The sequence below is a fragment of the Enterobacter sp. 342 genome (genome assembly GCF_036663495.1).
Lineage (GTDB): Bacteria > Pseudomonadota > Gammaproteobacteria > Enterobacterales > Enterobacteriaceae > Enterobacter.
In genome coordinates this window covers 57,180-72,332 of sequence record NZ_JAWUEI010000012.1, presented here as the reverse complement: position 1 = coordinate 72,332, position 15,153 = coordinate 57,180, and the positions used below count along the sequence as shown (strand labels likewise).

Annotated in this window: 13 protein-coding genes, 1 tRNA gene and 2 pseudogenes; 10 read left to right on the top strand and 6 right to left on the bottom strand. The window is 51.5% G+C overall.

The features are described 5' to 3' along the window. Positions 1-9: 9 nt before the first annotated feature. The 3 genes from V6E55_RS12060 to V6E55_RS12050 all read right to left on the bottom strand — a co-directional run bounded on the left by V6E55_RS12060 (position 10) and on the right by V6E55_RS12050 (position 2,466). Positions 10-363, bottom strand: a complete 354-nt coding sequence (locus V6E55_RS12060) for a DUF4156 domain-containing protein (protein WP_114979663.1) — start codon at positions 361-363, stop codon at positions 10-12. A 134-nt stretch (positions 364-497) separates the two neighbouring features. Next, positions 498-2,141 (bottom strand): chaperonin GroEL, encoded by a 1,644-nt coding sequence (groL, locus tag V6E55_RS12055; protein ID WP_114979664.1) that lies wholly within the window; start codon positions 2,139-2,141, stop codon positions 498-500. A gap of 31 nt (positions 2,142-2,172) precedes the next feature. Then, complete coding sequence (locus tag V6E55_RS12050; RefSeq protein ID WP_003855929.1) at positions 2,173-2,466, bottom strand: co-chaperone GroES; 294 nt, start codon at positions 2,464-2,466, stop codon at positions 2,173-2,175. Between the two features lie 179 nt (positions 2,467-2,645). Between V6E55_RS12050 and yjeH the strand changes: the two genes are divergently transcribed. Further along, entirely contained in the window at positions 2,646-3,884 is a 1,239-nt protein-coding gene (yjeH, locus tag V6E55_RS12045; RefSeq protein ID WP_316942900.1) for an L-methionine/branched-chain amino acid transporter, read from the top strand. A gap of 33 nt (positions 3,885-3,917) precedes the next feature. On the opposite strand, the gene V6E55_RS12040 is transcribed toward yjeH, so the two are convergent. Further along, the gene (locus tag V6E55_RS12040; protein WP_028016416.1) at positions 3,918-4,382 is read right to left on the bottom strand and encodes an FxsA family protein; all 465 of its coding nucleotides are present in this window, start codon (positions 4,380-4,382) and stop codon (positions 3,918-3,920) included. Positions 4,383-4,717: 335 nt separating this feature from the next. On the opposite strand from V6E55_RS12040, the gene aspA reads away from it, so the two are divergent. The 8 genes from aspA (at position 4,718) to V6E55_RS12000 (ending at position 12,316) form a co-directional block, all read left to right on the top strand. Beyond that, positions 4,718-6,154, top strand: a complete 1,437-nt coding sequence (gene aspA / locus V6E55_RS12035; RefSeq protein ID WP_003855923.1) for an aspartate ammonia-lyase — start codon at positions 4,718-4,720, stop codon at positions 6,152-6,154. 116 nt (positions 6,155-6,270) lie between these two features. Next, positions 6,271-7,572 (top strand): anaerobic C4-dicarboxylate transporter, encoded by a 1,302-nt coding sequence (locus V6E55_RS12030; protein ID WP_032662382.1) that lies wholly within the window; start codon positions 6,271-6,273, stop codon positions 7,570-7,572. A gap of 113 nt (positions 7,573-7,685) precedes the next feature. Continuing rightward, positions 7,686-8,009, top strand: coding sequence for a divalent cation tolerance protein CutA (gene cutA / locus V6E55_RS12025; RefSeq protein WP_114979666.1), 324 nt, complete (start codon positions 7,686-7,688; stop codon positions 8,007-8,009). Continuing rightward, on the top strand, positions 7,985-9,676 hold the full coding sequence (locus V6E55_RS12020) for a protein-disulfide reductase DsbD (protein ID WP_316942899.1): 1,692 nt from the start codon (positions 7,985-7,987) through the stop codon (positions 9,674-9,676). The genes cutA and V6E55_RS12020 overlap by 25 nt, the downstream gene beginning before the upstream one ends. A gap of 49 nt (positions 9,677-9,725) precedes the next feature. Next, positions 9,726-10,301, top strand: coding sequence for a transcriptional regulator (locus V6E55_RS12015; protein WP_028016412.1), 576 nt, complete (start codon positions 9,726-9,728; stop codon positions 10,299-10,301). Positions 10,302-10,428: 127 nt separating this feature from the next. Further along, positions 10,429-10,504 (top strand) — tRNA-Phe (locus tag V6E55_RS12010). Positions 10,505-10,700: 196 nt separating this feature from the next. Beyond that, entirely contained in the window at positions 10,701-11,963 is a 1,263-nt protein-coding gene (locus V6E55_RS12005) for a tyrosine-type recombinase/integrase (RefSeq protein WP_264975998.1), read from the top strand. Between the two features lie 149 nt (positions 11,964-12,112). Then, positions 12,113-12,316 carry a hypothetical protein gene (locus tag V6E55_RS12000; RefSeq protein WP_316942898.1) on the top strand — a complete coding sequence of 68 codons (204 nt, stop codon included), beginning with the start codon at positions 12,113-12,115 and terminating at the stop codon, positions 12,314-12,316. Between the two features lie 148 nt (positions 12,317-12,464). On the opposite strand, the pseudogene V6E55_RS25825 reads toward V6E55_RS12000, so the two are convergent. Continuing rightward, a pseudogene (locus tag V6E55_RS25825) lies at positions 12,465-12,545 on the bottom strand (hypothetical protein); the annotation flags it as partial. Between the two features lie 84 nt (positions 12,546-12,629). Between V6E55_RS25825 and V6E55_RS11995 the strand changes: the two are divergent. Continuing rightward, positions 12,630-12,959 (top strand): annotated as a pseudogene (locus tag V6E55_RS11995) (transposase); the annotation flags it as partial. A gap of 110 nt (positions 12,960-13,069) precedes the next feature. On the opposite strand, the gene brxL reads toward V6E55_RS11995, so the two are convergent. Next, the gene (gene brxL / locus V6E55_RS11990) at positions 13,070-15,145 is read right to left on the bottom strand and encodes a protease Lon-related BREX system protein BrxL (RefSeq protein WP_264975996.1); all 2,076 of its coding nucleotides are present in this window, start codon (positions 15,143-15,145) and stop codon (positions 13,070-13,072) included. Between the last annotated feature and the right edge of the window lie 8 nt (positions 15,146-15,153).

The window sequence follows — 15,153 nt, the reverse complement described above, 5'->3', positions numbered from 1 at the left end:
AAAAGGCAATCAGTTCGGGCACTTGTAGACCTGGCCATTCATCTGGCTTGCGGTCGGCACGAAGCTGGACAGCATACTCTGCGTTGGGCTGCTCACGCCGTAAATCACGTTCCCACCCATGGCCGCAGCCTGGTTACGCAGGGCATTCGCCGCACCGCGCATAGAACCACCTTCCTCACCATGCTGACCCGACATCCAGTTGCTTTGCTCACCGCTTGCAGTGCCTAACAGCTGACATTCACTGCCAGGCTTATCTTCCACAAAGCGAACGCCCTGGCCCGCTGCCGACAGTTCATTGCTGGAGCTACAACCCGCCAGCAGCAATGCTGCTCCTACGATCCCTGCACAGACTTTTACGCGCATGTTATTCCTCGTTTTCAATAAGCTGGACAGTAGTTGTCCGTGTGTAAACCTTATACCTAAAAGATGACCAAAAGAAAAACCCCCGAGCATTTCTGCCCGGGGGTTTTTCACATTCTACGACGTAGAGCGCACGATTACATCATGCCGCCCATACCGCCCATGCCGCCCATACCAGCAGCACCTAAGTCAGGTGCGTCGCCTTTAGGCAGGTCAGTCACCATGCACTCGGTAGTGATCATCAGACCAGCGACAGATGCCGCGTACTGCAGTGCAGAACGAGTCACTTTAGTTGGGTCCAGGATACCGAAGTCGATCATGTTGCCGTATTCTTCAGTCGCTGCGTTGTAACCGTAGTTACCTTCGCCTGCTTTCACGTTGTTCGCAACCACAGATGGCTCTTCACCGGCGTTGGATACGATCTGACGCAGAGGCGCTTCCATTGCACGCAGTGCAACTTTGATACCCACGTTCTGATCTTCGTTCTGTGCAGTCAGGCCAGCCAGTTTAGCGGCAACACGCACCAGCGCAACACCACCACCAGCAACCACGCCTTCTTCTACCGCAGCACGGGTCGCGTGCAGGGCATCGTCAACGCGTGCTTTCTTCTCTTTCATTTCAACTTCAGTCGCTGCACCCACTTTGATGACTGCAACACCGCCTGCCAGTTTCGCTACGCGCTCCTGCAGTTTTTCACGGTCGTAATCAGAGGTGGCTTCTTCGATTTGCTTACGGATCTGACCAACACGGCCCTGGATAGCAGCTTCTTCACCTACGCCATCAATGATGGTGGTGGTGTCTTTGTTGATCACAACGCGTTTAGCCTGGCCCAGGTCTTCCAGGGTCGCTTTTTCCAGCTCCATACCGATCTCTTCAGAGATAACGGTACCGCCAGTCAGAGTCGCGATATCCTGCAGCATCGCTTTACGGCGATCGCCGAAGCCAGGAGCTTTAACCGCAGCCACTTTCACGATGCCACGCATGGTGTTAACCACCAGGGTCGCCAGCGCTTCGCCTTCAACGTCTTCAGCGATAATAACCAGCGGTTTGCCTGCTTTCGCAACGGCTTCCAGCACTGGCAGCATTTCGCGGATGTTGGAGATTTTCTTGTCAGCCAGCAGGATGAACGGGCTTTCCAGCTCAACAGCGCCAGTCTCTGGCTTGTTGATGAAGTATGGGGACAGGTAACCGCGGTCGAACTGCATACCTTCAACCACGTCCAGTTCGTCTTCCAGACCGGTACCGTCTTCAACGGTGATCACGCCTTCTTTACCGACTTTGTCCATCGCTTCTGCGATCAGTTTACCTACGGTTTCGTCGGAGTTAGCAGAGATGGTACCTACCTGAGCAATGGCTTTAGAGTCAGAGCATGGTACAGACAGAGATTTCAGTTCTTCAACAGCAGCAGCGACAGCTTTGTCGATACCACGTTTCAGATCCATTGGGTTCATGCCAGCAGCAACGGCTTTCAGACCTTCGGTGATGATAGCCTGCGCCAGTACGGTCGCGGTGGTGGTACCGTCGCCAGCAGCGTCGTTCGCTTTAGAGGCAACTTCTTTCACCATCTGCGCGCCCATGTTTTCGAACTTATCTTCCAGCTCGATTTCACGTGCTACAGAAACACCATCTTTGGTGATGGTTGGCGCGCCGAAGGATTTATCCAGCACTACGTTACGGCCTTTCGGGCCCAGAGTTACTTTAACTGCATCTGCCAGTACGTTTACGCCGCGGAGCATTTTTACACGAGCGTCGTTACCGAATTTTACGTCTTTAGCTGCCATGTTCTTATTTCCTCAAATTCTCGTGCGTAAATTACGCTTCAACAATTGCCAGAATGTCGCTCTCGGACATGATCAACACTTCTTCATTGTCGATCTTCTCGGATTTCACGCCGTAGCCATCGTTGAAAATTACGATGTCACCAACTTTAACGTCCAGTGGCTGCACAGTTCCGTTTTCCAGGATGCGGCCCTTACCGACAGCGATGATTTCGCCACGCGTTGATTTGGCTGCTGCAGAACCGGTCAGAACGATGCCGCCAGCAGACTTGGTTTCAACTTCTTTACGTTTGACGATCACACGATCATGTAACGGACGAATACTCATTGATAGCTCTCCTTTGAGAAAGTCATTATCAGTTATGGATGACGCCGGCCCGCATGCGGTTTTCCGACTAGTGCCCTGAGAGATGGGGATAGCTTTTTACCCCTTCAAGGGGGAGTTGAAAAAAAAATTTGCGAAAGTGTTACCATCGCCTCTCTTTTAGTACTGGCAGGGCGATGTCAATGAGTGGACTCAAGCAGGAGTTGGGGCTGGCGCAAGGCGTTGGCCTGCTCTCAACCTCCTTGTTAGGAACGGGCGTATTTGCCGTACCCGCACTGGCGGCGATGGTATCCGGAAATAATAGCCTGTGGGCGTGGCCGGTACTGATTGTGTTGGTTTTCCCGATAGCCATTGTGTTTGCGATCCTGGGGCGGCATTTTCCCAGCGCGGGTGGCGTGGCGCATTTTGTCGGGCTGGCCTTTGGCCCGCGGTTGCAGCGTGTTACCGGCTGGCTGTTCCTTTCTGTGATCCCGGTTGGTCTGCCTGCGGCGCTGCATATTGCGACCGGCTTTGGTCAGGCGCTGTTTGGCTGGCATAACGAGCAACTGCTGTTAGCCGAACTGGGTACACTGGCAATTGTCTGGTGGGTCGGTTCGCGTGGAGCCCGTTCAAGTGCCAATCTCCAGACGCTGGTAGCGGTGCTAATTGTCGCGCTCATTGCCGCAATCTGGTGGGCAGGCGATATCACAATAAAGGAAATTCCCTTCCCGGCAGTGACAGACGTTGACCATTCACAGCTTTTCGCCGCGCTCTCCATCATGTTCTGGTGTTTTGTCGGTCTGGAAGCCTTTGCCCATCTGGCGTCGGAATTTAAGCAACCTGAACGCGATTTCCCCCGCGCGCTGATGATAGGCCTGTTGTTGGCCGGGACGGTCTATTGGGCGTGTACCGTGCTGGTATTGCACTTTAACGCATTCGGGGCGGATAAAGCGGCTGCCGCCTCGCTACCAGGCATTGTGGTGCAATTGTTTGGGGTGAAAGCTCTGTGGGTGGCCTGCGTGATTGGTTATCTCGCCTGTTTTGCCAGCCTCAATATCTACATTCAGAGTTTTGCCCGCCTGGTGTGGTCGCAAGCGTTGTACAAGCCTGAAAGCCGTCTCGCGCGTCTGTCAAAACGCCAGCTTCCGCTGAATGCCCTGAATGCCGTATTGGGCTGCTGCGTGTTGAGTACGCTGTGTATTTACGCCCTGAATATCAATCTGGATGCGCTGATCGTCTACGCCAACGGCATTTTCATCATGATCTACCTGCTGTGCATGCTGGCGGGTTGTCGTCTGCTGAAAGGTCGCTACAAGGCGCTGGCGGTCATCGGGGGAATACTGTGCCTGCTGTTGCTGGCAATGGTGGGATGGAAGAGCGTGTACGCTATTGTCATGCTGGTAGGGCTGTGGCTGTTTTTACCAAAACGGCAGAATCCGTAGGCCCGGTAAGCGAAGCGCCACCGGGCAAAAAAATCAGCGATCGTCTTTATGGTCTAAACGGTCGTGCTGTTCATCCTTACGTTGGTATTCCCCTTCAAACGTATCACCCGGGCCGGTGCTGAAGCCACCGCCCGGCATACGGCTGAAACGCAGATGCGGCAGCAGCTTCATGGTCAGGTGCTTTTGCACCGGCGGCAGAAGCAATAAAAGGCCGAGGAAGTCGGTGAAGAACCCCGGCAGAATCAGCAGCAGACCCGCAATAATCAGCGACACGCTTTTGATCATCTCCGCGGCCGGGCTTTCACCTGCAGCCATTTTCTGCTGCATTATCAGGAAATTTTTGAAACCCTGATTACGCACCAGCGACATGCCGATGACGGAGGTGAAAATCACCAGAATCAGCGTCAGCAGGACGCCCAGCACATGGGCAACCTGGATGAAAATGGAAATCTCAACGTAAACATAGAGAAAGAAAGCAATAAACGGTATCCAGCGCACTGGCATCTCCTGTGTGGCAGGTGCCGTTGGGCCCCTGTCTGAATGTGTTCGCGACGCGCGTTTTTATGAGATGGTGACGGTTAGCGAAATTTCAATCAGTTTGCACGGATATTTTTTTTGGAAATATTAAAGCGGTGACTCATTTCACAGATTAATAATTATCATGGAATCGGCTCGATAATAAGTGATCCAGCTTACGGCAATTCGCTATCATCAGCATATGATCTCGAGCATCTGGCTGATTGAGGGAATAATCGTCGGTCAGAAAATATTCAAAACCACATTAATACTGTGTGTTTAGTACAATCCATCGGCAGCTTGAAAAGAAGGTTCACATGTTAAACAACATTCGTATCGAAGAAGACTTGTTGGGTACCAGGGAAGTTCCAGCGGATGCCTACTACGGTGTCCACACTCTGAGAGCGATTGAAAACTTCTACATCAGCAACAGCAAAATCAGCGACATCCCTGAATTTGTCCGTGGCATGGTGATGGTGAAGAAAGCCGCAGCACTGGCCAACAAAGAGCTGCAAACCATTCCTAAAAGCGCGGCAAATGCGATTATCGCGGCCTGCGATGAAGTGCTGAACAACGGCAAATGTATGGACCAGTTCCCGGTTGACGTCTATCAGGGCGGCGCGGGCACCTCCGTCAACATGAATACCAACGAAGTACTGGCAAACATTGGCCTGGAGCTGATGGGTCACCAGAAAGGTGAATACCAGTACCTGAACCCGAACGACCACGTTAATAAATGCCAGTCCACCAACGACGCCTACCCTACCGGTTTCCGCATTGCGGTATATGCCTCCGTGGTGAAACTGGTGGATGCGATCAACCAACTGGGTGATGGCTTCCAGCGTAAAGCGGTTGAGTTCCAGGATATCCTGAAAATGGGTCGTACCCAATTACAGGACGCTGTGCCAATGACCCTCGGCCAGGAATTCCACGCGTTTAACGTGCTGCTCAACGAAGAAACGAAAAACCTGCTGCGCACCTCCGAGTTGCTGCTTGAAGTGAACCTGGGCGCAACCGCCATCGGTACACGTCTGAACACTCCGGATGGCTATCAGCAACTGGCGGTACAGAAACTGGCTGAAGTCTCTAACCTGCCGGTTGTCCCTGCAGAAGACCTGATTGAAGCGACCTCTGACTGTGGCGCTTATGTGATGGTACACAGTGCCCTGAAACGTCTGGCGGTGAAACTGTCCAAAATCTGTAACGACCTGCGCTTGCTCTCCTCTGGTCCGCGTGCTGGTCTGAACGAAATCAACCTGCCAGAACTGCAGGCGGGTTCGTCCATCATGCCAGCCAAAGTGAACCCGGTGGTGCCTGAAGTGGTGAACCAGGTCTGCTTCAAAGTCATCGGTAACGACACGACTGTGACCATGGCCTCTGAAGCGGGTCAGTTGCAGCTGAACGTGATGGAGCCAGTGATTGGCCAGGCGATGTTTGAATCCATTCACATCCTGACCAACGCCTGCTACAACCTGCTGGAAAAATGCATTAACGGCATCACAGCGAATAAAGAAGTCTGTGAAGGTTATGTCTACAACTCCATCGGGATCGTCACCTACCTCAACCCGTTCATCGGTCACCACAACGGTGACATCGTCGGTAAGATTTGCGCCGAAACCGGTAAGAGCGTACGTGAAGTGGTTCTGGAACGCGGACTGTTGACCGAAGCCGAGCTGGACGATATCTTCTCGGCCCAAAACCTGATGCACCCGGCATATAAAGCGAAACGATATACCGATGAAAGCGAACAGTAGCAGTTCAGGCTAGGCTTCTTTAAGGCACGTCACTTGTGACGTGCCTTTTTTCTTTTTAGGCGTTACCAAAATACAACAATTCAATATCAACTTGTTAATAAGCAAGGCAGGTCCTTATGTTTGGAGCAGAACTCGTCATCGTCTTGTTGGCGATTTATTTGGGAGCAAGACTCGGGGGTATCGGCATTGGTTTTGCCGGCGGTCTCGGGGTGCTCGTTCTTACACTTATCTTTCAGATCAAACCCGGTGCAATACCTTTTGACGTTATCGAAATCATCATGGCAGTTATTGCCGCTATCGCAGCGATGCAGGTGGCAGGCGGTATGGACTACCTGGTGAGTCTGGCGGAGCGTATGCTGCGCCGCCATCCAAAATACATCACCTTCCTTGCCCCGCTGGTGACATGGTTTATGACCATTCTCGCGGGAACCGGACACACCGCATTCTCCACGCTGCCGGTGATTACCGAAGTGGCGAAAGAACAAGGTATCCGTCCGTCTCGTCCGCTCTCCATTGCGGTAGTTGCGTCGCAAATTGCCATCACTGCGTCGCCAATTTCCGCTGCCGTGGTCTTCTTCGCCGGTATTCTTGAACCGATGGGCGTGAGTTACCTGACGCTGCTGGCGATCTGTATTCCGGTGACGCTGATTGCGGTGATGATTACTGCCGTACTGTGTAACTTCCTTGGCGCCGAACTGAAAGACGATCCGGTGTATCAGGAACGTCTGGCTAAGGGTGAAGTGAAACTGCGTGGCAGCCAGGTCTTCGAACTGAAACCACATGCAAAACGCTCCGTATTGCTGTTCCTGATCGGTATCGTCGCAGTCATGTTCTACGCGACCGCCATCAGTGACACGGTGGGCTTGATCCAGAACCCGGTGCTGCCACGTAACGAAGCGATTGTGGTGTTCATGTTGACCATCGCGACGCTGATTAGCATCACCTGTAAAATCGACACCAGCGAAGTGCTGAATGCCAGCACCTTCAAATCTGGCATGAGCGCCTGCGTCTGCGTACTGGGCGTTGCATGGCTCGGTGATACATTCGTGAAAGCACACATCAGCGACATCCAGACCGTTGCGGGTGACCTGCTGCACAACTACCCATGGCTGTTGGCGGTAGTCCTGTTCTTTGCCGCTACCCTGCTTTACTCTCAGGCGGCGACCACCAAAGCGCTGATGCCTGCAGCACTGATGCTGGGCGTAACGCCACTGACGGCAATCGCTTCGTTTGCGGCGGTTTCTGCTCTGTTCGTTCTGCCAACCTATCCAACCCTGCTGGCCGCAGTGGAGATGGACGACACCGGTTCAACCCGTATCGGTAAATACGTGTTTAACCATGCGTTCCTGATCCCTGGTGTGGTCGCGATTTCGCTCTGCGTGATCCTCGGCTTTATCATTGGTGGTGTGGTGCTGTAAACGGTGAGTGGTTGTAAAAATAGTTAAAATCGGGCCGCTCTGCGGCCCGTTTCATTAATGACCAATCGTCTTGCGTGATATAGTGAAGACTTTCGTGATGAGGAGGTCGACTTGTGAACACGCCTGATGCTGTTGTCGTATTGTGTACCGCCCCTGATGAAGCCTCTGCCCAGGATCTCGCCGCCAAAGTGCTGGCCGAAAAACTGGCAGCCTGCGTTACGCTCCTCCCCGGAGCCACTTCCCTTTACTGCTGGGAAGGTAAACTGGAGCAGGAGTACGAAGTTCAGATGTTGCTAAAAACGAATCAGGTGAACCAGCAGGCACTCCTGGACTGCCTCAAATCTCATCACCCTTACCAAACCCCAGAACTGCTGGTATTGCCAGTAGTCCACGGCGATAACGACTATCTCTCATGGCTCAACGCTTCCTTACGCTGATCCTGCTGCTGTGCAGCTCGTCAGTATTTGCCGGGTTGTTTGATGCACCCGGCCGTTCGAATTTTATCCCTGCCGACCAGGCGTTTGTTTTCGATTTTCAGCAAAACCAGCACGACCTGAATCTCACCTGGCAGGTCAAAGAGGGGTATTACCTCTACCGCAAGCAGGTCAGTATCACACCTTCCCAGGCAAATGTGGGCGCTTTACAGATGCCTCCAGGCGAGTGGCATAAGGATGAGTTTTACGGCAAAAGTGAAATCTACCGCCAGCGCTTAAGCGTCCCGGTCATTGTGAATCAGGCCGAAAAAGGTGCCACACTGACCGTGACTTATCAGGGCTGTGCCGATGCGGGCTTTTGTTATCCCCCTGAAACGAAGGTGGTTCCGCTCAGTGAAGTTAAAGCTGCGGCCACCTTTTCCCCTCTCCCCTCAGGCGAGACAAGCGATGAGCGCACAGACCTTCCTTTCTCAGCACTTTGGGCCTTGCTGATCGGTATCGGCATAGCCTTTACGCCGTGCGTGCTGCCAATGTATCCGCTCATCTCTGGCATCGTGCTTGGCGGGAAGCAACGGCTTTCCACCACTCGCGCCCTGCTGCTGACCTTTATTTATGTGCAGGGCATGGCGTTGACCTACACAGCCCTTGGCCTTGTGGTTGCCGCTGCCGGGTTACAGTTTCAGGCGGCACTTCAACATCCTTATGTGCTTATTGGCTTGTCGGTGGTCTTCATCCTGCTGGCACTGTCGATGTTTGGCTTGTTTACTCTGCAACTACCGTCATCGCTGCAAACCCGCTTAACGCTGATGAGTAATCGTCAGCAGGGGGGCTCAGCGGGTGGGGTATTCGCGATGGGAGCCATCGCCGGTTTGATTTGTTCCCCGTGCACTACGGCCCCACTGAGCGCCATCCTGCTCTACATTGCCCAGAGCGGCAATATGTGGCTCGGCGGGGGTACGTTGTACCTTTATGCTTTAGGGATGGGTCTGCCACTCATTCTGGTAACCGTATTTGGTAATCGTCTGCTGCCGAAAAGTGGCCCGTGGATGGAAACGGTGAAAACCGCGTTTGGCTTTGTCATTCTGGCACTCCCGGTGTTTCTGCTGGAGCGTATTATTGGTGATATCTGGGGGATGCGACTGTGGGCAATGCTCGGCGTAGCCTTCTTCAGCTGGGCATTTATCACAAGCCTGGGGGCGAAAAAGCCATGGATGCGTCTGGTGCAAATTTGTCTGCTCGCTGCCGCACTGGTGAGCGTACGTCCGTTACAGGACTGGGCGTTTGGCACAAACGTTGGTGAGACACAGGCACATCTGAACTTCACCAGGGTAAAGACTGTGGATGAGCTCAATAGCGCTCTGGATCAGGCAAAAGGCAAACCGGTGATGCTCGATCTCTATGCTGACTGGTGTGTCGCCTGTAAAGAGTTCGAAAAATACACCTTTAGCGATCCACAGGTGCAAAGCGCTCTGAAAGAGACTGTTCTCCTCCAGGCGAACGTCACAGCCAACAGTGCGCATGACAAGGCCCTGCTGAAGCAACTTAATGTTCTCGGCCTGCCAACCATTTTGTTCTTCAATGACCAGGGGAAAGAGCAGCCGGAACAGCGCGTAACCGGGTTTATGGATGCGGCGGCTTTCAGCACACATTTGCGTGATCGCCAACCGTAAACAACACTTTAGACGGGACAAACCGTTGGGAATAGCGGAGGAGAAAACCGTGCAACGTGAAGACGTACTGGGACAAGCCCTGCAATTACTTGAGATTCAAGGGATCGCCAGCACCACGCTTGAGATGGTAGCCGACCGTATCGATTACCCTCTGGATGAGCTTAAGCGCTTCTGGCCGGATAAAGAGGCTCTGCTTTATGATGCTCTCCGCTATCTCAGCCAGCAGGTTGATGTCTGGCGCAGGCAACTGATGCTGAATGAAGAACTGACAGCGGAACAAAAGCTGCTGGCGCGCTATACCGCTCTGACCGAATGTGTCAGTAACAACCGTTATCCGGGCTGCCTGTTTATTGCAGCCTGTACGTTCTATCCTGATCCTGGCCATCCTATTCATCAGTTGGCGGATCAGCAAAAACGGGCGGCGCATGACTTCACCCACGAACTGCTAACCACACTGGAAGTGGATGACCCGGCGATGGTGGCTAAGCAGATGGAGCTGGTACTGGAGGGTTGCCTGAGCCGCATGCTGGTGAATCGTAGCCAGGCTGATGTGGATACGGCGCACCGACTGGCTGAAGACATTCTGCGCTTTGCTCAATGCCGTATGGGCGGAGCACTGACGTAAGCAAATCGGTTCAATTTGCCATATTCGGCGCGTAAACCGTCAGATTGTCGCAAACTTAAGCAATTGAACGGCTTTTCCTGAAATAAGGTTGACGATAAGGCCTGATTGCGGTTTAATGCGCTCCGTTGCCCGGATAGCTCAGTCGGTAGAGCAGGGGATTGAAAATCCCCGTGTCCTTGGTTCGATTCCGAGTCCGGGCACCAAATTCATATCAACGGACCTCCACGGAGGTCCGTTTTTTTCATTCTGAGCCCGCCAGAATCAATACTTCTACAATTCCTTAACTCCACCCAACTCAATCAACTTCAACCCGCATCAAGTCCCTTGCGAGGGTACAACTGAGGGTATAGTCTGATTCGATAAAATTTATACCCCTTTTACTATCAGGAGATACCGCCAATGGCACTCACTGACGCTAAAATCCGTGCAGCTAAACCGGATGAAAAACCTTATAAACTTGCCGATAGTGGCAACATGTTTTTGCTCGTTCACCCTAATGGCTCGCGCTACTGGAGGCTCCGCTACCGTTTTCTGGGTAAAGAGAAAACGCTTGCTCTGGGTGTCTATCCTGAAGTCTCCTTATCAGAAGCAAGGGAAAAACGCGATGCGGCAAGGAAGCTGATAGCTGAGGGAACCGACCCCTGTGAACAGAAACGGATCAAAAAGTCTGTACCTGAAACAGATCAGACATTTGAAGGCATCGCAAGGCTGTGGCATCAGAGCAACAAAAAATGGTCAGCCTCACATAGTGAGAAGATACTGAAAAGCCTCGAAACTCATGTGTTTCCCTTTATCGGCTCACGCGATATTACCACCCTCAGGACTCCAGATTTACTCATCCCCGTCAAAGCTGCCGAAGCAAAAGAGATCTATGAAATCGCAGCTCGCCTTCAGCAACGTATCACTGCGATCATGCGCTATGCTGCCCAGTCAGGTATTATCAGTTATAACCCAGCTGTAGATATGGCTGGGGCTTTAACGACGGTGAAGCGCCAGCATCGCCCTGCCCTCGCCTTAAATCGCATTTCTGAACTACTTGAACGGCTGGATACCTACAGAGGACAACCTCTTACCCGACTGACAACTAAACTTACCCTGCTTATCTTCATACGTTCCAGCGAGCTTCGCTTTGCCAGATGGTCTGAGATCGACTTCAAAAAAGCCATGTGGACCATTCCTCCAGAGCGGAAACCTATTGAGGGGGTCAAGTATTCTCATCGTGGCTCAAAAATGCGGACAGAGCATCTGGTACCACTCTCTACTCAGGCACTGGATATTCTGCAGAAGATTCACACCATCAGCGGGGAACATGAACTGATTTTCACTGGCGATAGCAATCCATGGAAGCCCATGAGTGAAAATACCGTAAATAACGCACTGCGGCTGATGGGCTACGATACAAAGATCGATGTCTGTGGTCACGGGTTCCGTGCAATGGCCTGCAGTTCGTTGATTGAGTCCGGATTATGGTCGAGGGATGCTGTTGAACGCCAGATGAGCCATCAGGAACGTAATGGCGTACGTGCAGCTTATATTCATAAAGCTGAACATCTTGATGAACGTAAACTGATGCTGCAATGGTGGGCTGATTTTATCAATGCAAACCGGGAAACGATTATCTCTCCCTTTGATTATGCCAAAGTAAATAATCCGTTTAAGTAAGCTCACACTATTATGTAATGATTATCACTCGCAATTTATAGCAAGCTAATTCGTTTCATACCTTACCCTGAATCCCATAGCCCCTGTCCTCACGGACAGGGGCTTTTTTACGTCATCAACAACCTAAAAGGAAACTATCATGGAAAATTATGTACGCTGCCCGGCTTGTGATTCAACCCGTATTAGTGAACGTCATTTCGGTAAAAAGACCGGTGCTCTCGCTGGCGGCCTCTCTGGCGCTCTCAGTGGTGCAACAGTTGGTTCAGCAATCCCTGTTGTTGGTACAATTGCTGGGGCTGCTGTCGGGGCTTTATTTGGTCGGCTGGTGGCCGGGGCAGTTGCTGGGGCTGTAACAGGCTCAACTTTGGATGGTGTAGTATTTGATCGCTACGAGTGCATGACCTGCGAATACACATTCGACTGATCCGCAAAAGCAAAGAAGATCCTCACTAGATCTTCTTTGCTATCTGTCTGTTTTTTTTTATTTTTTGTCTATTAACATTACACCCAGAGTTCTGTGATGATCGAAAAGGGAAAGCCCTTATACTGCAGATATCTGATTTGTTTGGAGTTATGCTCATTTCTGGTGTATGGGGATTCGAGGAAGGTGGCGTATCCTGCTGATTGATTTCTTCCAGGATTTCAACAACAGAGAGATGATACGCCATGAACAAGTCTACCCTACAGGTATTATCAGAGCCAGCAGAGCCGACTGACCCATTACATGATTTGCTCCGTAACGGAGCCCGCCAACTTATTGCTAATGCGGTTGAGGCCGAACTGGAGGCTATGCTTTCGTAATATGCTGACCACCGGCTCGATGATGGCTGTCTGGCTGTTGTGCGTAATGGCTTCCTGCCTGAACGCTCCATTCAGACTGGCATCGGTGATGTCAGCATAAGAGTACCAAAGGTCAGGGATCGCAGCGGTAGTAGCATTCGTTTCAACAGTACCTTGCTACCGCCCTATCTGAAGCGGGCTAAATCTGTTGAGGAGCAGGTCAATTCCAGATGAAAAACAGGATTAAAGAATATAGTTCAAAAAAATAAACAAGAAAAGACTTACGGATTATTTAACTGAGGAGTATGACTCACTCCTCGATATATTTAGTTTACACCTAATGCCTTATATACAGCATCCACCGGATCGGCATAAAAGCTTACCTGGAACTTGGTAAATAACTCAGTCGGTACGGTCGGAATATCCATAGCAGACTCCATAGGGAGCAATACCTTTTTAGCACCGCTATCGAATGCTACCTGCAGGCATGCAGCTAAATCCTGAACGGGATTCGTCACGCCGCCCAATGTCATGCCGCCCAATACGACCATTTGTTCCTGAACCGGTTTTGCCAGCAATATGGAACAGAACGCGATTAACGCGGCCAGACTGGTGGTAGTACTCGGTCCTGTGCTGTGCAGCTCCACCACATGAAGATGGTATTCATGTTCAGAGAATTTAGCCGCAGCACTGATACGACCTAAGTTACCTTTGAAGTAGTCAAAACCCACGCGGAGCGCTTCTTTCGCTGCTGTATTCGACCCTAAACCTGATACCGCATGTTTGCCATTACCGGCAGTCATCTGCGTTTCAAAACGATAGAGGCCCGTCATACCTGTATCAGCCTGCGTGACCAGATGCACTACGCCAGGTTTCGGCATACCGGCAGGAATCAATTCACTGCCGCCCTGCTCCGGTACGCTTACGAAGAACTCTTCCAGGCTATCATTATCGATATAACTGAAGTTCACATCAAAGAATTCCAGGCCACCGAGTTTCTTAAGCTGCTCTTTAACGCGACGGCGGACCTCCAGTGCATAGGTCAGGCAAACCCGTACATCTTCCTTGTCGTAAGCGCCGTCTGGGTGCATTAGCTTCAACAAGCCGGATACCGTGCGGCGTACGGCAATCACGTCACGCTGATTGAGGTTATTTCCCAGCTTGAAGAATTTATCAATTGCATCGGAGAAGCTAAGTTTACGCATTTCGCGCATGTATTCAGCGAGGTAATCCGTGATCAAACCATAGCGATTGGTGAAAAATTCCGGACGCATCTTTGGAATTTCCCAACCAGGAATGTAGGCATGGAAACGGTCAAAAAAGGCTGTATCAATCATCGCATCTGGAAACGGTGCAAGCAGATGACTGGTTTTGACCAGCGTGTCCACGCTCTGGTTAATGTTGCCGACAAACACCATGGAGGCTTTACCTTCGATTGAGTCACGACCTCGAGAGAACGAACCTGACGCCATGTAGTCCTTCATGATCTGCACGCCATCTTTGTCTTTGAAAGTGATCCCTGCCACTTCATCAAACGCGACGACGTCCCACATACCCACAAGACCAATCTGCCGGCTGGCCATGTTGTAAAACAAGTTGGCTACCGTGGTTTGCCCGCCAGATACCAGCAGGGAGTTAGGGGAGCATTCTTTATAAACATGGCTCTTACCGGTACCACGTGGCCCAAGCTCGCAGACGTTATAGTTGTTTTCCACAAAGGGTATCATGCGAGTAATCAGATGCCACTTGGTACGCTGCTCAATATTTGCAGGTTCCATCCCGACCGAACGTAACAGCACATCAATCCACTGGTCGCGATCAAACTGCTTGCGGGCTTCAAATACCTCGTCCATATCCATATTTGGCATCTGGATCGGCTTCAGTGTGAACAGCGAGAAAGGAGACGTTTTTTGCCCTTCTTCATAAAAGTAGTTCACGGTGATCATGCACCAGATGCCACCCGTCAACAGTTTCTCGTTGTCTTTCACCATCTGCGAAGGCACCAGGGCATCCTTAATGCCAAGGTTAGAGAGCTGGGCTTCGTAAACGTCTTTCTTCTGGTTTAACTTTACCGTGACCTTATCGATAATTTTGTAAGAACCACGCTCACGAATCAGTGATTTTACTTTTTCCGCTTCATCCGGCCGGACGTAGTTATCAGAGAGAATACGCTTAACCGACTGTAGCCCCTGTTCGACAACCTCATCGTCATCGGAGGCACAGTACATACCGAGAAGATATTCCAGTACGTAAACCGGAACATTCGCCCCTTCTTTCAGCTGCTTCGTCAGGTCCTTACGCACCACGCGACCGCGAAAGTGCTGATTCAACAATGAATCCAAGTCCTGAGCCAACACAGAGGCTGCTTCCATGTTACTGGCTGAGTTATCCTGCTGTTGCATAACGCCTC